The organism is Paraburkholderia sp. Cy-641 (assembly GCF_011752945.1).
In the GTDB taxonomy this organism is placed as follows: Bacteria; Pseudomonadota; Gammaproteobacteria; order Burkholderiales; family Burkholderiaceae; genus Paraburkholderia.
Genome location: NZ_VWWM01000002.1, coordinates 34,086 through 53,702, shown reverse-complemented (window position 1 = coordinate 53,702; position 19,617 = coordinate 34,086). Strand labels below are relative to the sequence as shown.

The window sequence follows — 19,617 nt, the reverse complement described above, 5'->3', positions numbered from 1 at the left end:
TCGCGCGTCGATTTTTGGACTGATTGGTTTATTTATCAATGAAAGCTATTCATATCGCCGCGGCCCTGCTGGTTCCTTTGCTGTGGGGATTGCAGTATGCCGTCATCAAGGCGGGGCTCACGGTGCTGCCGCCGTTATTCTTCGCCGGCCTGCGGTTTGCCGTGATTGCCGCGATTCTTATCCCTTTCGTGGGGCGTATTCGCGGGCCGGAGATTCGACCGATCTTCCTGATTTCCTGCTTCATGGGCGGGGTGAACTTCGCCTGCGCCTTCGTGGGACTCACCAGATCGCCGGCTGGCGTCGCCGGGATTGCCAACCAGTTGTGGACCCCGTTCACCCTGATGCTTGCCTGGCCCATGCTGGGCGAGAAACCCTCTGCCCGAATGGTGTTCGGCGTCGGTATCGCACTATGTGGCGTGGCGCTTTCGATCGTCGATCCCAGGTTGAAGGTCTCGGCCATTCCGACGCTTTTCGTGATCGGGTCGGCGCTCGGATTGGCGATCGGCAATGTACTCGCCAAAAAATTCGGCCCGTTCGATCCGGTGAAGCTCTTTGCCTGGATGTCGTTCTTCACGGCATTCCAGCTGCTGGGACTGTCGCTGATCGTGGAGGGCGGTCAGATTGCCGCGCTGCAGAGGGCATCCAGTTCAGAGTGGCTGGCTTTCGCCTTTACCGTCATGCTCGGCGGGATCGCCGCCTTCATCACCTGGTTCTGGCTTATCGGGCGGTTCTCGATGGCCCGGGTTGCGCCCTATGCCTTGCTTCAATCATTTTTCGCCATTAGCGCGGGCGTTGTCTTCAGGCATGAACCCATTACGCCGGCGCTGATGCTGGGCGCCATCATTTGCGTCTCGGGAGTCGCACTCAGTCAATGGCCGATCTCCGCGCGGCTCCGCACGGGAAACGGGACGCGGTGAATCGCTCGCGACGGCACGATGCATTTTTTACGGCAAATCAAAGGAACACTTAGTTATGGCGAAATTCGTTCTGGTTCATGGCGCCTTTCAGGGCGGCTGGGTTTACGCGAGAGTCGCCCGCCGGCTGCGCGAGGCGGGACACGATGTCTACACGCCCACGCTGACCGGCCTCGGAGAACGTTCTCACCTGGCTGATCGGGCCATCAACCTGGACACGCACATTCAGGATGTCGTCAACGTCTTCGAGTACGAGGACCTGACCGACGCCATATTGTGCGGTCACTCGTATGGCGGACTGGTCATCACCGGCGTGGCGCACGAAGTCGGGGAACGCATCCGCACACTGTTCTATCTCGACGCTTATGCGCCGGCCGACGGGCAGTCGCTCGTCGACATCACCGGTGCCGACACCGCGCTGGCTTTTCTGGCGCAGGCGGGCCGGAACGACGGCATGATTCCGCCTATTCCCGCGGCCCTGTTCAACGTGAACGAAGCAGACGCCGCCTGGGTCGACAGGATGTCTGGACCGCAGCCGCTTGCCACGTTCGTTCAAGGCGTCAAGGCGGGAGTGGATTCGGTGCCCGTTGCCAATCGCACTTACGTGTTCGCGACGAGGAACGGTGGGGATTGGTTCGTCGAAACCCATGCCAGGCTGAAGCATGCGCCTCGATGGAAGGTCCACGAAATACCGTGCGGGCATTCGATCATGCTGGATTGCCCGGCCGACCTCGCCGAGTTACTCCTGGCTGAAGCGACGCATTGACGTTTAGCTGTCCGGATGGCCGCTTTTCCGCAAGGCGGCTATTGACCGCGGATTCAGCCCGTTGACGCAGCGGCGGCCCGAAGCCGCCAGCCGCCAGCCGCCGCGCTGCGCGGCAACCCACGCTGAAACACGCGATTCATGCCTATCCCTTTGCGGCAGAGGTGGCCCAGCTTGACGCAATCACCTCCGCGCATTCGAGCACCACGCGCTGAAACCACTGACTCGCGGCGTCCGCTTCCGAGTTGACGTGGAACAGCATCGACAGGTCCAGCGGCGGCAGTTCGATCGCGCACGGGCGAATCTCGATGGCGGCGGTCTTCGCCGCAAATTCCGCGATGCTGCGCGGAAGCGTTGCCACGTACTCGGTCTCCTCCACCACGTGCGCGGCCGATACGTAACTGGGCATCGAGATTGCGATCCGCCGCCGGATCTTGTGCGCGGCCAGCGCACGATCAAGCGTCGCGTTATAGGCCGCGTTTTCGACGGTAATCGCGATATGGCTGGCGCTCGCATACGCGTGCTCGTCGAAGCAGTCGAGTGCCGGATGCGAACGCGCGAGCACACAGACTGCCTGCTCCTCCAGCACCGGACACAGCCGCAACTGAGGATGAACGTTCCGGTAGTAGCCAATCCCGAGGTCGACCTGTTGCTGCTCGATCAATTGCACGCCGCGATACGGATTCGACGGAATGACGCGCAGCGACACGTTCGGCGCTTCTGTCGCGAGGCGGCGCGCGAGCAGCGGCAGAAACAGATACTGCGTGTAGTCCGACGCGAGAATGGAAAAGCACCGGTCGGATACGCCCGGAGAAAAATCGCCGTCGCGGTCCGTCAGTTCGCGCCACTGCCGCAAGAGCGGTGCGAACTGCTGCTGCAACGACAGCGCGTAGGCCGTCGGCGCGAGTTCGCGTCCGGTGCGAACGAACAGAGGATGCTCCGTCATCGAACGCAGCCGGCGCACCGCCGCGCTCACGGCGGGCTGGCTCACGCCGAGCACTTCCGCGACACGCGTCGCGCTGCCGTGCCTCACCAGCAGATCCAGATACACGAGCAGGTTCAGGTCGTTATGTCTCATCGGCTTTCCTTTTCCGGTCGGATTGAAACATAAACAATATTTATTCGGCAGTTATTTTTGATCTCGTTGTTCGAGCCCGGTCACCGCCCAATAATCGGTTCATTCCCGCGCTGCTCCTCTCGCATCGGCGCCAGCCCTTCGACCTCGAGGTGACATGAACCTGCTTTGCCAGCCGACAAGGCTCGACGCGCTGCTCGACGATATCGGCGCGTGGGTACGCCACGAATCGCCGTCCGGGGACGCCGCCGCCGTAGAGCTGCTGCAACGCAATATCGCCATGCACGCGCAGCGCGCGGGTCTCGCGACGCGCTGGATTCCGCTGCCTTCGGCAAGCGCGGCGCCGGTGCTCGTCGTATCGAGTCGCGCCCCCGGCGATACGCGCGCCGGCATCCTCGTGCTGACGCACGTCGACACCGTTCACCCGCACGGCACGCTCGAACGCAATCCGTACCGTATCGACGGCGATCGCGTCTATGGTCCCGGCGGCTACGACATGAAGGCCGGCGCGTATCTCGCTTTGCGCGCCCTCGCGACGGTGGCTCATCAATGCCGCGCACGACTGCCGGTCGACATGCTGTTCATTCCGGACGAGGAAGCGAGCAGCCTGCAATCCCGCCCGGTGACAACCGGTTTCGCGCAGCATGCGCGTTACGCGCTCGTTTGCGAGCCGGCGCGCAGTGGCGGCCGCTGCGTCACGAGCCGCAAGGGCGTGGGCCGGGCCCGGCTCAAGGTGACGGGCCGCGCGGCCCATGCGGGTATCGATCACGAGCGCGGCCGCAACGCGATCGTCGAAATGGCGCGCCACGTCGCCGTGCTCTCGAACCTGACCGACTATTCGGTCGGCACCACGCTCAACGTCGGAACCATCGAAGGCGGCACCGGCGCCAACGTCGTCGCGGAGGAATGCGCGATACGCGTCGATTTTCGCGTCGCAAGCATGGCCGAAGCGGAGCGGATGCTGGCCGCGCTGCGCGGGCAGCGCGCCTCGAGCGGCGACTTTACGCTCGACGTCGACGTGCAGTTGACGCGGCCGCCGTACGAAAAGAGCGCCGCCACCGCCGCGCTGTTGCAGATCGCGCAGCAACATGCGCGCGCGGCCGGTTTCGACCTGCTCGACGTGCCGCAGACCGGCGGCGCCAGCGACGGCAATTTCACCGCCGCGCTCGGCGTGCCGACGCTCGACGGCCTCGGCGTCGATGGCGCGGGCGCGCACACCTTGAACGAGTACTTCCTGGCATCCAGCGTACTGCCGCGCCTCGATTTCTGGACGAGGCTGCTCGCGGCGCTCGAATGAGCCACCGCGCAACCCATCCATCCGAGCCTTTCAATCAGACAACCTCGCCATGAACAAGCAGACGTTGGTCATTCATCAGTCGGACGAATCGGCACCTGTCGCCGGCGGCAAGCGGCAACCGGCGGACAATGCGCTGGCTGCCGTCGGCGCGGCGGCGATCGGCAACGTGCTCGAGTGGTACGACTTTTCGGTCTATGCCTTCGTGGCGCCGATTCTCGCGCGCCAATATTTTCCGAAGGTCGACGAGCTCTCCGCGCTGCTCGGCACGTTCGCCATCTTTGGCGTCGGGTTTCTGATGCGTCCGCTCGGCGGCTTCTGCTTCGGCCGCATCGCCGACCGCCACGGCCGCAAGAGCGCGCTGACGCTGACGATCATGCTGATGGCCGTGAGTACGATCGCGATCGGCATCATTCCGTCGTATGAGGCGATCGGCGCGTTCGCCTCGCTTGCGATGCTGTTCGCGCGCCTGCTGCAAGGATTCAGTGCCGGCGGCGAGTGGGGCAGCGCGAATACGTTCCTCGTCGAATGGGCGCCCAACGGCAAGCGCGGGCTGATCGCGAGTTTCGCGCAGGTTACGACGGTGACCGGCACCTTGCTCGGCTCCGCGGTTGCGGCGTCGCTCAGCAGCGCGCTATCGTCGGCCGCGTTCGAAAGCTGGGGCTGGCGGATGCTGTTCCTTTTTGGCGGACTGATCGGGCCGATCGGCTTCTATCTGCGCCGCAACGTTGCCGAGCATCTGCCGGCCGAACTGAAGCAACCGGCCGACCCGCATGCGCCGGGCCATGCGTTACGCAAGATCGCGCAGGCCATCGGCTTCACCGTGGTCTGGGTCACGTCGCATTACATCCTGCTGCACTATATGCCGACCTATCTGACCCGCTACGCGCATCTTTCGCGCACCGAAGCGTTGTGGTCCGACAGCATCGGCCTCGTCGTGATGATCCTGCTCATTCCATTGACGGGCGCACTGTCGGACCGCATCGGCCGCCGGCCGCTGCTGCTCGGTTGCTGCGCGCTGCTCGTGGTGTTGCCATACCCGCTCGCCCGTCTGCTGTTGTCCGGCGTGTCGTTCGGCACGGTCATCGGCGTGCAGATACTGTTCGGCATCGTGCTGGCGATGTACTCCGGCCCCGCGCCGGCTGCGATCGCGGAGATATTCCCGGCGCGCGAACGCGCGGTCGGCATGTCGGTCGGCTACAGCGTTGGCGTTGCGGTGTTCGGCGGTTTCGCGCCTTTTGCCGCGACGCTTCTGATCCAGCACACCGGTTCGCCGATTTCCCCCGTGTTCTGCGTGATCGCCGCCGCTCTATTGTCCGGCTTGACGTTGTGGCACCTGCCCGAAACCGCGCATACCGCATTGAAGTAACACCGTTTCGAGACTGCGCTTGCAGTGGGCTTTCCTGTCATCGTCGGGCGCAATGTCCGTCAACCCGTTGGAGAGTATTTTTGAATAGCACATCGAATCAAGAGCCGTGGCAATGGCCGGACACCCAGTGGCAAATGCTGGTCGACCGGGTACGCGCCGGCCGGCCGCTGAAGCCGGGAACATGGAAGAACGGCGCGCGCTGCGCGTTCGCCGTGTCGTTCGACTCCGATCACGAAACCAGCGACCTGCGCGACGGCGGCCGATCGATCAGCCGGCTGTCGGCGGGCCAGTACAGCAGCCGCGCCGGTATTCCACGAATCGCCGACATCCTGCACCGCCATGACGTACCGGCGACCTTCTTCGTGCCGGCGGTATCGGCCTTGCTTCATCCGGACGAACAGCGCGCGTTGTGCGGCGCCGGCCACGAGATTGCAATGCACGGCTGGATTCACGAACTGAACTCGATGCTGCCCGCCGCAGCGGAACGCGAGCTCTATCTGCGCGCCAGCGACACGCTCACGGCGATCTGCGGCGAGCGGCCGGTCGGTTTGCGCACACCGTCATGGGATTTCAGCGATCACACGCTCGCCATCATCGCCGAAATGGGCCTGCTGTACGACTCCTCGCTCATGGGCGACGACGACTGCTACGAACTCGTGGGAGGCGGGCAGCCGACCGGCATCGTCGAAATTCCCGTCGAATGGATTCGCGACGATTCTCCCTACCTTGCGATGAACCGCTTTTCGTCGCTGCGCCCGTACACGCCGCCGGCCGCAGTGCTCGATATCTTCATACGCGAATTCGAAGCCGCGTATGCGGAAGGCGGGCTATTTCAATTGACGCTGCATCCGCACGTGATCGGGCATCGCTCGCGCATCTGGATTCTGGAAGAGATCGTGCGCCTGGCGAAGAGCCGCCCGGACGTCTGGTTCACGACCCATCGCGACCTTGCGCAATGGGTCAGCGAGCACGCCGATTGATACCGATTGACACGGCTTTTTCACGACGCTTGCGCGAGGATTGGCGCAAGCGCCAGCAGAGTTTTTTCATCACATAGGCGCAATGCCGGAGCCAATGCACCCGCGTGCCGTTTGTATCGGATTCTCAATTAGCATTCTTAATAAATAAAGAAAGGTCATGAGAACTCTAGCCTGGAAAATCATATTCGGCACGCTGACGTACCAGCTCGCCGTGTGCGCGACGACGGCTCACGCGCAGTCGAGCGTGACGATGTACGGCTTATTGGACACGGGTATCGAATACCTGACGAACGCGAACAAGACGAGTCATTCCGCGCTGGTGGCGTCGTCCGGCAACATTCAGGCCTCGCGCTGGGGAATACTCGGCGTCGAGGATATAGGCAGCGGCTATTACACGACGTTTACGCTGGAGGCGGGCATTACGCCTAACACAGGTGCGCTCGCGCTGAACGGACGGTTGTTCGGACGCCAGGCGACAGTCGGGTTCCGTGGCCATGGGAACCAGTTGTGGATCGGCCGTGCCTACAATCCGATGTACCAGATGGGCAACCTGTTCGACCCCGCTTCGTATGCCCTGTATTCGCTGCCGACCCAGGACCCGGGTCTCTCCGCGCGCGGCGACAACTCGATCCGCTACCAGCGCGCATTCGGATCGTTCACCTTCGATGCATTCTATAGCCTCGGCGTCGACACACTGGCCGCGCCGATCGGCGGCACCGCAGGCGCGTCGGCGAACGCGAAAGACCTTGCTCTCGCGCTGCACTACAGCGGCCCGGCCTTCGGCTACGAGCTGTTATACGACAATTTGCGCGGCCCGCTGTCTGCATCCGGAGCGGGTCTCACGGCCGTGGCGACGTCCCTGACGGCGGCGCCGTCGACGTCGTCTGACCGGGCCCGCCGATTCATCGCCGCTGGAAGCTATCACTTCCACGACACCACCCTGTACGCGGGCTACCGCCTTCTGAAATCCGACTACGCCCGTCAATCCCTGAATGCCAATCTGTTCTGGACCGGGTTTCGCCAGCGCCTCGGCCCGCAATGGGCGCTCGTCGGCGCGCTCTATCAGACCATCGTGCCGGGAAAGGACGTCAAGCCGTTCAGCGCGGTCACTGAGGTCAAATACAATCTCTCGAAGCGAACGATGCTGTACTGGAACATGAGTTACGTGCATAACTCAGCCAATAGCAACCTCGCGGTCGATTCGGGTAGCTATACGTTGCCGGGACAAAAGCAGTTCGGTACGGAGCTCGGCATTTTCCACTCGTTCTGAACGAGGCTTCACGCATTGACTCGTTCCTGTACCAAGGCACAACTCATGAGCGATACGTCTTGCAGACCGCGCGAACTCGTCGTCGGCGTGCTGGGTGGCATGGGGCCTCAGGCCACGGCGGACTTCCTGCAGAAACTGATCGCGGCGACTCCGGTCGAGTGCGAACAGGAGCATCTGCGAATACTGATCGACTGCAATCCTAAGGTACCGGATCGCAACGTCGCGCTCGCCGGCGCCGGGCCTTCTCCGGGCCCGGCGCTTGCCGGGATGGCGGCCGGTCTTGTGCGCTCGGGGGCCGACTTTGTCGTGATGGCCTGCAACACCGCGCACGCGTACGAGGCCGACATCCGGGCGGCGCTGACGGTGCCGTTCGTCAGCATGGTCGAAGAAGCCGGCGACGCATGCAGCCGGCGCTGGCCGACTGCGAAACGCATCGGAGTACTGGCAACGCGCGGTTGCGTCGACGCGCAACTGTATCAGCGTGCGTTCGCCGCGCGGGGACGCGAAGCGCTGGTTCTCGCACCGGCTTGCCAGGCGACGTTCATGCAGCTGATCTATCGCATCAAGCGAGGCGAGGTGTCCGACGAGGTTCGCGCCGGCATGCGTGCTCTCGCGACGAGTCTCGCGGACGCCGGCGCGGAGGCGATCGTCTCGGGCTGCACGGAAGTGCCGCTCGCGCTATCCGAACATGACGCGCCGTGCCCTGTGCTCGATGCGACCTCGAATCTCGCGCAGCGCTGCGTACGTTACGCGCGCCTTGCCGAGGCACTTCCCGTTCTTCCGATTCACTCCCATTGACAAGGTCTGCCATGCATCTCTCGAAGTTTCCTCGCCTATCGCTCGGACATCTGAACACGCCGCTCGAACCCATGCCGCGCCTGAGCGCCTTACTCAAGGGTCCCAGGCTGTATATCAAGCGCGATGACTGCACCGGGCTGGCGACCGGCGGCAACAAGACCCGCAAACTCGAATTCCTGATGGCCGATGCGCTCGCGCAGCAAGCCGACACCGTCATCACGCAGGGCGCGACGCAGTCGAACCATGCGCGGCAGACCGCGGCGGCGGCGGCGCGGCTGGGGCTGCGCTGCATCATCCTGCTCGAAGACCGGACCGGCAATCGCGACAGCAACTACCTGTATTCCGGCAACGTATTCCTCGAACGGCTCATGGGCGCGCCGACGCGCACGTACGCGGCCGGCACCGACATGAATGCGGCGATGCAGGCGGTTGCCGACGAAGTTCGGGCGGCCGGCGGCAAACCGTACGTGATTCCCGGCGGCGGTTCGAACCGGATCGGTGCGCTCGGCTATGTCAATTGCGCGATGGAAATCCTGGTCCAGGCCAATCAGCAGAATCTGGTCGTGCATCGCGTGGTGCATGCGACCGGCAGCGCCGGTACGCAGGCCGGACTCGTCACCGGGTTCGACGGCATGAATAGCGGAATCGGCGTGCTCGGCATCGGTGTGCGCGCGCCGAAGGAGGCGCAGGAGGCCAGCGTCTACCGTCTCGCGTGCGAAACGGCGGCGCAGCTTGGCATGCCGGATGCCGTTAAGCGCGAGCGCGTGATTGCGAACTGCGACTACGTCGGGGACGGCTACGGTTTGCCGACACCGGGCATGATCGAAGCGGTCACGCTGGTCGCACAGACCGAAGGCATCCTGCTCGATCCGGTTTATTCGGGGAAGGGCATGGCCGGACTGATCGACCTGATTCGCAAGGGGCACTTCGACCGCGACGAAAACGTCGTATTCGTGCACACGGGCGGTAGCGCCGCACTGTTCGGCTATCTCGAACCGTTTGCGAGTCAGCTGGCGCCTGCTACCGATACGCGTACGTCGGCGTAGCGTGCAACGGCACAGCGCAGGGAGGTTCGCTCGCGTCGAGGCGCGGTATGTGAATCCCTGAGTAGACAACAAAAAACCCGCAAAGCTTTGGCTATCGCGGGTTTCAGGAACATCTCGGAACTGCTTGAAATTCAGGAAAGAGGAATCGACCCCCCGACCCTTGCATTACGAATCCGAAGCTCGCGCGCACGAAGTGGCACACCACTGCCGGTAAAAAAAGGCGCGCCAGTGCCAAAGAAAAAAAGCGAGTTGCCGCAAATCGAGATCAACGCCGATGGCACGCCGAAGCGCAAACCGGGCAGGCCGCTCAAGCGCCCCGGTGGTGCTGCGCCGAGCACGGCCACGGAATTCGCGCGGATCACGCTTGCGAAAGAGCACGCACTCGCGGGCCTTCGACAGCTTGAGTACGAACAGCGTGCGGGCACGGTGGTGGCAATCGATGTCGCGCGCCGTGTGCTCTTCGAAGAGGCAATCCGCCCCGTCGTGCCGCCTGTGTGGGTCGGTGCAAAACATAGCGAAAAATCACTTACACCGGCCCTTACACGGATTCAGAAAGCAAAAAGCCCAGCCGGTTAGGGCTGGGCTAAGTGCTTGAATCTTGTGGGAAAGAGGAATCGGAAAGGTGGTGAAAGGCACTGCCAATTGGAAATGTATAAATCGGTTGATGATTTCATACCCCCAACCGTACCCCCAAAGTTGCTCCCAAGCGCTTACTTAGCTCGTCTTGCTGAAATATGATGGCTCTGTTCGCCCCGCGTTTAGGACATGTCGAATGGTCGTAGCCGACCCGTTCAGGTCGTTGGCGTTCGAGAACAGGAGTGACCGCTTTCGCGGTCGAACTGCCAGTCACCACAATTGGCGGTATCGCTGAGGGAGTTCAAGGTGCAGGAACGGGAACTATCGTTTCTCGATGCTGAGTCGATTCTCGTTTTGCTTCGTGAGTTGCGGGCGTCTAGAAACCCGGGTGCTGAACTAATTGCCGTCGTGTGCCTGTCTACGGGGGCGCGCTGGTCTGAGGCTGAGACGTTGACGCGCAGTCAGGTGCGGAACAGTCAGATACAGTTTTCGAGGACGAAGAGTCGGAGGACTCGCACGGTGCCGATAGACGAGAAGTTGCAGCAGCGTGTTTTAGCGCATGCCGACGTACACGGGCGGGGTGTCCGGATTTTTTCGACGGCGTTCGCGGCTTTTCGGGAGGCGGTTGATCGTTCAGGGTTGGAGCTGCCGGACGGTCAACTGACTCATGTGCTGCGCCATACATTCGCGAGCCACTTCATGATGAACGGTGGGAATATCCTGACGTTGCAGCGGATATTGGGGCACGCTAATTTGACAATGACAATGCGGTACGCACATCTGTCGCCGGAGCATCTTCAAGAGGCGCGGACGCTCAATCCTGTGTCGAGGCTAGTTTGTGCTTCGGGCGAGGACGAGTCATGAGTTGTAGAAGTCTGGACTTGATTTGACAGACGCTGTCAGTCGTCGGTCTCAGTTCGGCCAGAACTGGCCGTTCGACGTCGCTGGCTGGATCGCTGACAATCCAGATTCCGTACATTATGGAGGAGGTCCAATCAATGAGTTCGGCTTACCCGTTCCGGGCGATCACAGACCGCGCATCGCTGGAAGGTACCGCCTATGTCGAAGTCATGGCAGGCGCCTACGCAAATCGATGCTGGAACGATGGTTCGCTGTTCTTCGAGGAAGAGGTGTTCGGGTATATCGAACCGACGATCGAAAAATACGAGCCGACTTACGATCACTACGCTTTCACTCAAATCAGCATGCCTGACTGGGAAAAGATAGTCAAAGCCCTCGCGGACATCCGAAGCGGGCTGGAAGTCGAGACCTTCAGACCGGCCATGCTGGAGCGGATCGGCTTCCTCTTCACCGATTCAAAAGAAAGATTTACTGAGAATCTGAACAAGAATTGTGTCGCCCTCGGCGCGCTGATATCGCAAATGGAGATGTGGACCAGTGACAATCAGTACGGGCATAGCTGTGTCACGATTCTCGGCCTGTAGTTCCCACGTCGGCCGAGAAGCGCCGCTCGCTCGACGATGATGCACGGCTGGAACTCGACCCGTTTCGGTCATTCGCCCCGGTCGATGTCGCCTATGAGATTATCTCGAACACTTTCGACAATGAATGCTCACTCAAGCTCATGGAAAACTCGCTCGCGGTCTCACCCTATGCTCTGGCGGTCTACTTCTACGGCGGAATCCAGTATTGCTTCGAAAGCGCGCCTAGGGATATGCCGTCTATGGATGAGGTCAACCGCAAGCTAGCGCAAATCGTATGGCAGGAATCAGGTCCCTCAAATGTGCCCATATCAGCTCGCCGCGATGGTTTTCTGATCTTTGACTTCGACAAGTCTCCGAACTTTGCACAAGTGCCAAGTACGACGTTTGACGAAAAGATTATGCGAGAGCGGCAGGAACTAGCCCATCAGCGCTTTCAATACATGAACGCATTCTTGATGGCGCTACATTCGGGTCTCGCTGAGACGATGCAAACCGGAACACCCGTACAGTCGCCGCTGAATCCAACTAGCTACTACAAGGCTTTTGAGCAGCAAGGCCACTGGCTTATCACGGACATCTCGATCCACCAAGTGGAGGGATCAAACTTCTTGGCGCAGGATATAAAGCTAGCCGCCCTAGATCATGCATTGCACGTGATGGCACGCTGTAGCGAAGTGTTTGCGGACGACGGCCTGAAAATTTTGGCACTCTGCCTGACTGCAGGCAATCAGTTGACGCTTCATCAATACGAATCCGCCCACCTTATTGCTTGGTCGGTGATCGAAAAATCACTCAATAAAGTGTGGGCCAACCTCGTACATGAACTAGACGCAAGGAATGGCGGGCACACAGAGATGAACCGCGATCGCCGCAGGATGCTGCTTGAAGGGCACGACTACACTGCTTCGATCGTGACGCAGATGCTCTCCTTTCATAAAAAAATTGACGACGACATGCTCGCGCGCCTGGATGATGCAAGACGCACGCGCAACAATTTTGCGCACAGCCTCCGTCCCGTGAGGTGGGACGACGCGGCTCGCGCGATCAACACTGCAAACGAACTCATCAGCAAGGTCGTCGGCACGAAGGTCCATTGTCAGGCTGCGTTGCAGTGGCACGGCTGAACGGATGGTTGCCGTCTTCTTGACAGCTACTGATGATAGTGACTGCGCTGCATGCGAATGTCTCATATCGGCGAGACAGCGGGCGGGCGTTCGTGCTAACTGAGTGACTCAAACGGGTCGATAGTGTTGAAAAACTCGCTCCTGTCCGCAGCGCGATTGCGTCGCGAAAATTTGACCTCTCAGATCGCTCTACAAACCGCTCGCGAGCACCGGTTAGGGGTAAGAGGACCCTTGAAAACCGGGCTTGGACCTCGATTGGGGAGTTTTTCAACACTATCGGTCGGGTGCCGTCTTTCGCCACCTGCATGGTTGAGCAGCCTTCGCAGGATCTGACGGTGCCTGTCCGATGACGTCCCGACTTATACAGATGAGTACTGTAGCTACCCTAGCTACCCTAGCTACCCTAGCTACCCTAGCTACCCTAGCTACCCTAGCTACCCTAGCTACCGTACACTGGTAGATGCCACCCTTACATAGACGGCCATCCATGAGTACCAAGTCATCGATCAAATCTCACCACGGGAACGACGGGGAGCCGTCATGGCATCTTTATAGGGATGTGTTGGAAAAAGACAACGTGGTCTATCTCGAACTGGACGGCGTGCAGGCCGACGTGGTCATGATTGACAGCATATGGGCCAAGGCGGGCACGGTGCTGCTTCGCCTGCCCATTGCCACAGCCATGCAGCTTGGACTGTTACCGCCCAGCGACCCGGCATAACACCAGACGTTGGGAGTGTGCAAAGCGTACGGCGAAATCCGCGTTGACACTTCGTTGACAGGCCAGAAAAGAAAATGGCCTAGCCCGTAGGCTAAGCCATTGAATCTTTTGGTGCCGGAAAGAGGAATCGAACCCCCGACCTTCGCATTACGAATGCGCTGCTCTACCGTCTGAGCTATTCCGGCATCGGAGAAGCGAAATTATAGGGATTACTTTGGTGCTTTGGCAAGCCCCTCGGCGCATTTTTTTATTTCGAGATCACTTTTTCGCTTCGAGGTGATAGCGGGTCACGCGATCGACCTCGTTCTTCGAACCGAGGAACACCGCGACGCGCTCATGCAGGCTCTTCGGCTGAATGTCGAGGATGCGCTTTTCGCCATTGGTCGCGGCGCCGCCGGCCTGCTCGACGATGAACGCCATCGGATTCGCTTCGTACATCAGACGCAATTTGCCCGGCTTGTCCGGCGTGCGCTTGTCGGCCGGGTACATGAAGACGCCGCCGCGATTGAGGATGCGATGCACGTCGGCGACCATCGATGCGATCCAGCGCATGTTGAAGTCGGCCTGGCGCGAACCTTCCTTGCCGGCCTTCAGTTCGCCGATGTACTGCTGAACCGGCGGATACCAGTGACGCTCGTTCGAGGCGTTGATCGCGTACTCGCGCGTTTCGACCGGAATGCGCATGTCGCTTTGCGTGAGCACCCACGAGCCGAGTTCGCGATCGAGCGTGAAGCAGTTCACGCCGTTGCCGGTGGTCAGCACGAGCACGGTTTGCGGGCCGTACACCGCATAGCCCGCGGCGACCTGCTGCGTGCCCGGTTGCAGGAACGACTGCTCGGTGGCCTGATGGCCGTCCGGGCAGCGCAGTACCGAGAAGATCGTGCCGATCGACACGTTGACGTCGATGTTCGACGAGCCGTCGAGCGGATCGAACACGAGCAGGTATTCGCCCTTCGGATAGTTGGCCGGGATCGGGAAGAACTGCTCCATTTCCTCGGACGCCATGCCAGCCAGGTTGCCGCCCCATTCGTTGGCTTCGAGCAGGATTTCGTTCGAGAGGATGTCGAGCTTCTTCTGCACCTCGCCCTGGACGTTTTCGCTGCCCGCCGAGCCGAGCGCATCGCCGAGCGCGCCTTTGCTGACGTGGTAGCTGATCGCCTTGCAGGCACGCGCAACGACTTCGATCAGGAGGCGCAGGTCGGCAGGCAGGTTGTTGGTTTCGCGCTGCTGCTCGATCAGGTACTTCGTGAGAGTGGTACGACGTTGCAAAGACATTGCTGTACTCCGGGGAGGCTAGAGGAATATCGGGATTTTAACCGTTCGTTGTGTCGGCTCCATGCATTTGCTGTGCTGAGGCGTGCGACGCCGTGTGGTGCGGCGTGGCATCGTTTGCCGCACGTATGGCGCGGCAGCCTTCAGCCCTTGCGGCGCGCCTTGCCGCTGACGCTCGCCGCGAGCGCCGCGGCCCGCGCGTGCCGGCCGGCACGCTCGGCATTTTCGGGCGCTCGGCGCGCGGCAGCGGTTCGATCTCGCGCGCGATCTGCTCGCCCGCGGCGGCGGTGGCGACGCGCAGGTCGTAGGCGATTTGCAGATTGAGCCAGAATGGCGCGCTGGCGCCGAAGTAGCGCTCGAGCCGCAGCGCAGTATCGGCGGAGATCGCGCGGCGGCCGCGCACGACGTCGTTGATGCGCGGCGCCGGCACTCGCAGCGCGAGCGCGAGCGCGTTGACGGACATGCCGAGCGGCTCGAGAAACTCGCTGCGTAGAATCTCGCCGGGATGGATCTCGGCAATGACCTCGCCCGTATCGACGTCCGAGAAATCGATGCTGTTGAGCGCGGAGCGTTTGATGACCATGTCGGTCTCCCAATAGTCAGTGATAGTCGACGATCTCGACATTCAGCGCGTCTTCGCCCACGAAATGAAAGCAAATGCGCCATTGCGCATTGATGCGAATGCTCCATTGCCCGCTGCGCAGGCCCTGCAAGGCTTCGAGCCGGTTGCCGGGCGGCGCGTGCAAATTCGCGATGGAGCTTGCGGCGTCGATCATCAGCAGCTTGCGATAGGCGAGCGCCTGGATGTGATGCGGCAGCGAATGCACGAACTTGCCCTGGAAGATTCTCGCGGTGGCCTTGTCGGCGAATGTCAGTATCATGGATGATATAACGCGTCACGTTAAATGTAAATAATTAAACCGAGGCGTATACTTTCTCCTTGCGAACGAGGCATGAACAGTCGGCCAGATGGCTAATGTCGCCACCGCCAGACGAAAAAAAGCCGGCAACGCGTGCCGGCTTTTCGGTGCGGTGTGAAACTCAGCGAGGCATTACGCTAGCGCCTTCTCGACGATCTCGCGCACGTCGCGCGATTTCACCTGCGCGGCCACTTTTTCGAGCGCCGCGCGCATGCTGTCGCGCAGCGCCGGCGTGAAGCGGCGCCACAGTTCGAGCGAGCGCGCGAGGCGTGCGGCCACCTGCGGATTGAGCGCGTCGAGCGCGATTACCTGGTCGGCCCAGAACGCGTAGCCCGAGCCGTCTTCGGCGTGGAACTGCGCGGGGTTCGCCGCGCAGAAGCTGAAGATCAGCGCGCGCGCGCGGTTCGGGTTCTTCAGCGTGAAGGCCGGGTGCGTCATCAGCCTGCGCACCGTGTCGATGACCGGATGCTGCGCGCTGCCGCGCTGCGTCGCCTGCAACGCGAACCACTTGTCGATGACGAGCGGCTCCTTCTCGAAGCGCCGGTAGAAGTCGTCGAGCGCGTGCTGCGCCTCGGCGCTGCCGCCTTGCGGCGCGCCCGCGTTGAGCAGCGCGGAGAGCGCGGCTGCGCGATCGGTCATGTTGTTCGCGGTGTCGTATTGCGCGGACGCGAGGCGCACGGCTTGCGCCGGATCGTCGAGTTCCGCGAGATACGAGAGCGCGAGATTCTTCAACGCGCGATGACCGGCCGCCTCGGGCGTCGCTTCATAGTCGCCCGGCGTGCGATGCTGCTCGTACACCTTCAGCCAGTCGTCGCGCAGCGCGTTGGCGAGGCGCTTGCGCACGAACTGCCGCGCCGCATGAACCGCGGCCGGGTTCGACTCGGCCATCTGCTCGGCCAGATACGCTTCGGACGGCAGCATCAGCGCGAGTTCGCGGAACGCCGGCGATAGCGTCTCGTCGGTCAGCACGCGCGCGAACGCGGCAACCACCGAGTCGTCGAGTTGCAGCGCCGCGCCCGTGGCCGCGCGTGCGGCGAGCGCGAGCAACTCGCGCGTGGCGAGCCGCTGGCCGGCTTCCCAGCGGTTGAACGGATCGCTGTCGTGCGCGAGCAGGAACGCGAGCTGTTCGGCCGTGTAGTCGTATTCGACGATGACCGGCGCCGAGAAATTGCGCAGCAGCGACGGCAGCGGTTCCTGCGCGACGTCGACGAACGTGAAGGTCTGCTCGGTCTGCGTGAATTCGAGTACGCGCGTGGTCGATGCCGCCGCCTGCGCCTCGCCGTCGAGCCGCAGCGGCAGATCATGGCCGTCCGCGCCGATCAGGCCGAGCGCGAGCGGAATCAGCAGCGGTCCCTTCTGCGTTTCGCGCGCGGCCGGCGCGGCGTCGCCGTAACCTTGCCTGAGCGTCACGCTGTAGCGCTGCTGCGCGGCGTCGTAGCGGGTGCGCGCCGATACGCGCGGCGTGCCGGCCTGGCTATACCAGCGCTCGAACTGCGCGAGGTCGCGGCCGTTCGCGTCGGCGAGCGCGTGGCGGAAGTCGTCGCAGGTCACGGCCTGGCCGTCGTGGCGCGCGAAGTACAGGTCCATGCCCTTGCGGAAACCGTCGCGGCCGAACAGCGTCTGATACATCCGCACGACTTCCGAGCCTTTCTCGTAGACGGTCATCGTGTAGAAGTTGTTGATCTCGACGTAGCTCTCCGGGCGCACCGGATGCGCCATCGGGCCCGCGTCCTCGGCGAACTGCATCTGGCGCAGCACGCGCACGTCCTCGATGCGCTTGGTCGCGCGCGCGGCTTCGTCGCTGCTGCCCGTCTGGCCGCCCGCCATGTCGGCCGAGAACTCCTGGTCGCGGAACACGGTGAGCCCTTCCTTCAGGCTCAGCTGGAACCAGTCGCGGCAGGTCACGCGGTTGCCGGTCCAGTTGTGGAAGTATTCGTGGCCGACCACCGCCTCGATGTTCGCGAAGTCGGTGTCGGTGGCGGTTTCGGGGTTCGCGAGCACGTACTTCGTGTTGAAGATGTTGAGCCCCTTGTTCTCCATCGCGCCCATGTTGAAGTCGCTGACCGCGACGATCATGAAGCGGTCCAGATCGAGTTCGAGCCCGAAGCGCGCCTCGTCCCATTGGATCGAGTGGATCAGCGAGTCCATCGCGTGACGGGTCTTGTCGAGATCGTGCGGTTCGACCCACACCTGCAGCAGCTTTTCCTTGCCCGAGCCGGTCTTGACGCGTTCTTCGAGCGCGACGAGCTTGCCCGCGACGAGCGCGAACAGGTAGCTCGGCTTTTTGAACGGGTCTTCCCAGCGCGCGAAATGGCGGCCGTCGGGCAACTCGCCTGCTTCGAGCAGATTGCCGTTCGACAGCAGCACCGGATAGTCGGCCTTGCTCGCGCGCAGTGTGACCGTGAAGCTCGCCATCACGTCGGGGCGATCGAGGAAGTAGGTGATGCGGCGAAAGCCCTCGGCCTCGCACTGCGTGAAGAAGTTGCCGCTCGAGACGTACAGGCCCGACAGCGTGGTGTTGTCCGCGGGATTGCAGATACTGGTCAGCGTCAGCTCGAAGCTGTCCGGCACGTCGTCGAGCACGAGGCCATGCTCGTGCGGATGCGCATGGGAAAACGGCTGGCCGTCGAGTTCGGCGCCGACGAATTCGAGCTGCTCGCCCATCAGTTCGAGATGCGCGGCGCGCGCTGCGTCCGGGTTGCGGCGCACGCGCATCGTATTCCTCACGACCGTGCGTTCGGGGACCAGATCGAATTCGAGCGCGACGGTGTCGATCAGGAAGGCGGGCGGCGCGTAATCGGCGCGGCGGATCACATTGGGCGTTGCGGTATCGGCCATGGCGTTCTGTGGTGGTGGACTCGAGCGGTCAGGCGCGCGCAGGGCGCGCGAGCCGGGCTTGGTCGAGCCATTGTACAAAGCCTCGGGTGATTGTGCGGAACGATGCGGGGGCGAGCTTCGAAGCCTGGCGGTACGACCTGACTGTGCGGCCTGGCCGGGCGTCGATAGCGGGCCGCCGGCTTCGTTGCGCCTTGGCCGGGAAGAACCTTTTGCCGGCCGGCGAGGTCAGCGTATTATCGGGCGCTGCGCGCGGCGGCAGTCCGTGCGGTCAGTGTGGTCCGTGAACGCGTGGCGGCGGGTTCCGCGCCTCGGGCCGGCATCGATCCGCTTCGGCGGATCAGGTCGCGCGAAGAGGTCACGCGAAGAAGCGCGCCACCGGCACGGAATAATCGCGCTCGATCCACGGTTTTAATTGCAGCACTTCAGACGCATCACGAGGTAGACCATGAACACCGATCGATGGACGCGCCGCATCATGCTGCTGTTCGCGGCACTGACGTTGCTGCTCGCCGGCTGCACGACCTATGTGACGACCCAGGTCACGGCGTTCTCCGCGTGGAGCGGCAGCGACGCGATCCGCACCTATGCGTTCACGCGACACGAGGATCAGCAGAACAATCTGGAGCTGACCGCGTACGAGCGGATCGTCGCGAACGAACTGGCCGCGCAGTCGTTCCGCGAGGTTCCTCGCAACGAGGCGCGCTATCTGGTCGAACTCGCCTACGGCATTCGCTCGGACATCGTGACCGTCGCGGAACCGGTCTATTACAACCCGTGGCCCGGTCCGTACTGGGGCCGGCCGTTCGATCCGTGGGGGCCGTGGGGACCGTTCCCGACCGCTTACGTGAATCAGAGCTACCCGGTTTTCACGCATCTGCTCGGCATCCGGATGACCGAGCGCGCGAGCGGCAAGGAGGTCTACAACGTGAGCGCGCGTAATTTCGGCGGCGAGTCGTCGCTGGTCAGGGCGATGCCGTATCTCGCGCGCAGCGCGCTCGCCGATTTTCCGCTCGGCAACGGCGCCGTGCATACGGTGAAGATTCCGGTCGGCAACGGCGGCATGGCGGTGACAGAGGTGTCGATGCCGGCTGCGGCGCCGGCGGCGGCGTCGGGCACCTCGGGCTCATCGGCCACCAAGCCAGGGCAGTAAGCCGCGCTCGCGCGGTACGTCGGCACCCGGCGCACCATGCAAAACCACGCAAAAACGGCCCG

Annotated in this window: 18 protein-coding genes, 1 tRNA gene and 1 pseudogene; 14 read left to right on the top strand and 6 right to left on the bottom strand. The window is 62.4% G+C overall.

Features of this window, described 5'->3' with window-relative positions; translation table 11 throughout:
- Nucleotides 1–38: 38 nt before the first annotated feature.
- Together F3J20_RS01595 and F3J20_RS01590 are read left to right on the top strand one after the other, a co-directional pair.
- On the top strand, nt 39–917 hold the full coding sequence (locus F3J20_RS01595; protein WP_167281552.1) for a DMT family transporter: 879 nt from the start codon (nt 39–41) through the stop codon (nt 915–917).
- A 55-nt stretch (nt 918–972) separates the two neighbouring features.
- A complete protein-coding gene (locus F3J20_RS01590) occupies nt 973–1,680 on the top strand; it encodes an alpha/beta fold hydrolase (RefSeq protein ID WP_167281550.1) in 708 nt (235 codons plus the stop codon).
- A 142-nt stretch (nt 1,681–1,822) separates the two neighbouring features.
- Here the strand turns inward: F3J20_RS01590 and F3J20_RS01585 are convergent, their stop codons facing one another.
- On the bottom strand, nt 1,823–2,755 hold the full coding sequence (locus F3J20_RS01585; protein ID WP_167046575.1) for a LysR family transcriptional regulator: 933 nt from the start codon (nt 2,753–2,755) through the stop codon (nt 1,823–1,825).
- A gap of 154 nt (nt 2,756–2,909) precedes the next feature.
- On the opposite strand from F3J20_RS01585, the gene F3J20_RS01580 reads away from it, so the two are divergent.
- The 11 genes from F3J20_RS01580 (at nt 2,910) to F3J20_RS01530 (ending at nt 13,375) form a co-directional block, all read left to right on the top strand.
- Nucleotides 2,910–4,049, top strand: a complete 1,140-nt coding sequence (locus F3J20_RS01580; protein WP_167281548.1) for a M20 family metallopeptidase — start codon at nt 2,910–2,912, stop codon at nt 4,047–4,049.
- Between the two features lie 49 nt (nt 4,050–4,098).
- A complete protein-coding gene (locus F3J20_RS01575; protein WP_167046580.1) occupies nt 4,099–5,415 on the top strand; it encodes an MFS transporter in 1,317 nt (438 codons plus the stop codon).
- Nucleotides 5,416–5,495: 80 nt separating this feature from the next.
- Nucleotides 5,496–6,395, top strand: a complete 900-nt coding sequence (locus F3J20_RS01570) for a polysaccharide deacetylase (RefSeq protein ID WP_240162672.1) — start codon at nt 5,496–5,498, stop codon at nt 6,393–6,395.
- 157 nt (nt 6,396–6,552) lie between these two features.
- Nucleotides 6,553–7,665, top strand: a complete 1,113-nt coding sequence (locus F3J20_RS01565) for a porin (protein ID WP_167046583.1) — start codon at nt 6,553–6,555, stop codon at nt 7,663–7,665.
- Between the two features lie 45 nt (nt 7,666–7,710).
- Nucleotides 7,711–8,463 (top strand): amino acid racemase, encoded by a 753-nt coding sequence (locus tag F3J20_RS01560; protein ID WP_167046587.1) that lies wholly within the window; start codon nt 7,711–7,713, stop codon nt 8,461–8,463.
- Between the two features lie 11 nt (nt 8,464–8,474).
- Nucleotides 8,475–9,509 carry a D-cysteine desulfhydrase gene (locus F3J20_RS01555; RefSeq protein ID WP_167046590.1) on the top strand — a complete coding sequence of 345 codons (1,035 nt, stop codon included), beginning with the start codon at nt 8,475–8,477 and terminating at the stop codon, nt 9,507–9,509.
- Between the two features lie 87 nt (nt 9,510–9,596).
- Nucleotides 9,597–10,085, top strand: a complete 489-nt coding sequence (locus F3J20_RS01550) for a hypothetical protein (protein WP_167281546.1) — start codon at nt 9,597–9,599, stop codon at nt 10,083–10,085.
- Nucleotides 10,086–10,391: 306 nt separating this feature from the next.
- A complete protein-coding gene (locus F3J20_RS01545) occupies nt 10,392–10,949 on the top strand; it encodes a tyrosine-type recombinase/integrase (protein ID WP_167281671.1) in 558 nt (185 codons plus the stop codon).
- Nucleotides 10,950–11,083: 134 nt separating this feature from the next.
- On the top strand, nt 11,084–11,530 hold the full coding sequence (locus F3J20_RS01540; protein ID WP_240162671.1) for a hypothetical protein: 447 nt from the start codon (nt 11,084–11,086) through the stop codon (nt 11,528–11,530).
- A gap of 140 nt (nt 11,531–11,670) precedes the next feature.
- Nucleotides 11,671–12,654: a hypothetical protein gene (locus tag F3J20_RS01535; RefSeq protein WP_167281544.1), complete on the top strand. Its 984-nt coding sequence runs from the start codon at nt 11,671–11,673 to the stop codon at nt 12,652–12,654.
- Between the two features lie 487 nt (nt 12,655–13,141).
- Nucleotides 13,142–13,375, top strand: coding sequence for a hypothetical protein (locus F3J20_RS01530; protein ID WP_167281542.1), 234 nt, complete (start codon nt 13,142–13,144; stop codon nt 13,373–13,375).
- 109 nt (nt 13,376–13,484) lie between these two features.
- Here F3J20_RS01530 and F3J20_RS01525 read toward each other — a convergent pair.
- The 5 genes and pseudogenes from F3J20_RS01525 to pepN form a co-directional block, all read right to left on the bottom strand.
- Nucleotides 13,485–13,560: transfer RNA gene (locus tag F3J20_RS01525), tRNA-Thr, on the bottom strand.
- Nucleotides 13,561–13,633: 73 nt separating this feature from the next.
- Complete coding sequence (locus F3J20_RS01520) at nt 13,634–14,650, bottom strand: class 1 fructose-bisphosphatase (RefSeq protein WP_167046742.1); 1,017 nt, start codon at nt 14,648–14,650, stop codon at nt 13,634–13,636.
- A 140-nt stretch (nt 14,651–14,790) separates the two neighbouring features.
- Nucleotides 14,791–15,230, bottom strand: a pseudogene (locus F3J20_RS01515) (HigA family addiction module antitoxin).
- Nucleotides 15,231–15,246: 16 nt separating this feature from the next.
- The gene (locus tag F3J20_RS01510; RefSeq protein WP_167046748.1) at nt 15,247–15,528 is read right to left on the bottom strand and encodes a type II toxin-antitoxin system RelE/ParE family toxin; all 282 of its coding nucleotides are present in this window, start codon (nt 15,526–15,528) and stop codon (nt 15,247–15,249) included.
- Nucleotides 15,529–15,699: 171 nt separating this feature from the next.
- Entirely contained in the window at nt 15,700–18,405 is a 2,706-nt protein-coding gene (gene pepN, locus F3J20_RS01505) for an aminopeptidase N (protein ID WP_167281541.1), read from the bottom strand.
- A 445-nt stretch (nt 18,406–18,850) separates the two neighbouring features.
- On the opposite strand from pepN, the gene F3J20_RS01500 reads away from it, so the two are divergent.
- Complete coding sequence (locus tag F3J20_RS01500) at nt 18,851–19,555, top strand: DUF4136 domain-containing protein (protein WP_167281539.1); 705 nt, start codon at nt 18,851–18,853, stop codon at nt 19,553–19,555.
- The last annotated feature ends 62 nt before the right edge of the window (nt 19,556–19,617 follow it).

Excerpts from the sequence above, each read along its gene's own strand:
- F3J20_RS01595 (WP_167281552.1), top strand. The coding sequence starts at position 39 with ATGAAAGCTATTCATATCGCCGCGGCCCTGCTGGTTCCTTTGCTGTGG.
- F3J20_RS01590 (WP_167281550.1), top strand. The coding sequence starts at position 973 with ATGGCGAAATTCGTTCTGGTTCATGGCGCCTTTCAGGGCGGCTGGGTT.
- F3J20_RS01585 (WP_167046575.1), bottom strand. The coding sequence starts at position 2,755 with ATGAGACATAACGACCTGAACCTGCTCGTGTATCTGGATCTGCTGGTG.
- F3J20_RS01580 (WP_167281548.1), top strand. The coding sequence starts at position 2,910 with ATGAACCTGCTTTGCCAGCCGACAAGGCTCGACGCGCTGCTCGACGAT.
- F3J20_RS01575 (WP_167046580.1), top strand. The coding sequence starts at position 4,099 with ATGAACAAGCAGACGTTGGTCATTCATCAGTCGGACGAATCGGCACCT.
- F3J20_RS01565 (WP_167046583.1), top strand. The coding sequence starts at position 6,553 with ATGAGAACTCTAGCCTGGAAAATCATATTCGGCACGCTGACGTACCAG.
- F3J20_RS01560 (WP_167046587.1), top strand. The coding sequence starts at position 7,711 with ATGAGCGATACGTCTTGCAGACCGCGCGAACTCGTCGTCGGCGTGCTG.
- F3J20_RS01555 (WP_167046590.1), top strand. The coding sequence starts at position 8,475 with ATGCATCTCTCGAAGTTTCCTCGCCTATCGCTCGGACATCTGAACACG.
- F3J20_RS01540 (WP_240162671.1), top strand. The coding sequence starts at position 11,084 with ATGAGTTCGGCTTACCCGTTCCGGGCGATCACAGACCGCGCATCGCTG.
- F3J20_RS01535 (WP_167281544.1), top strand. The coding sequence starts at position 11,671 with ATGGAAAACTCGCTCGCGGTCTCACCCTATGCTCTGGCGGTCTACTTC.
- F3J20_RS01530 (WP_167281542.1), top strand. The coding sequence starts at position 13,142 with ATGAGTACCAAGTCATCGATCAAATCTCACCACGGGAACGACGGGGAG.
- F3J20_RS01520 (WP_167046742.1), bottom strand. The coding sequence starts at position 14,650 with ATGTCTTTGCAACGTCGTACCACTCTCACGAAGTACCTGATCGAGCAG.
- F3J20_RS01510 (WP_167046748.1), bottom strand. The coding sequence starts at position 15,528 with ATGATACTGACATTCGCCGACAAGGCCACCGCGAGAATCTTCCAGGGC.
- pepN (WP_167281541.1), bottom strand. The coding sequence starts at position 18,405 with ATGGCCGATACCGCAACGCCCAATGTGATCCGCCGCGCCGATTACGCG.
- F3J20_RS01500 (WP_167281539.1), top strand. The coding sequence starts at position 18,851 with ATGAACACCGATCGATGGACGCGCCGCATCATGCTGCTGTTCGCGGCA.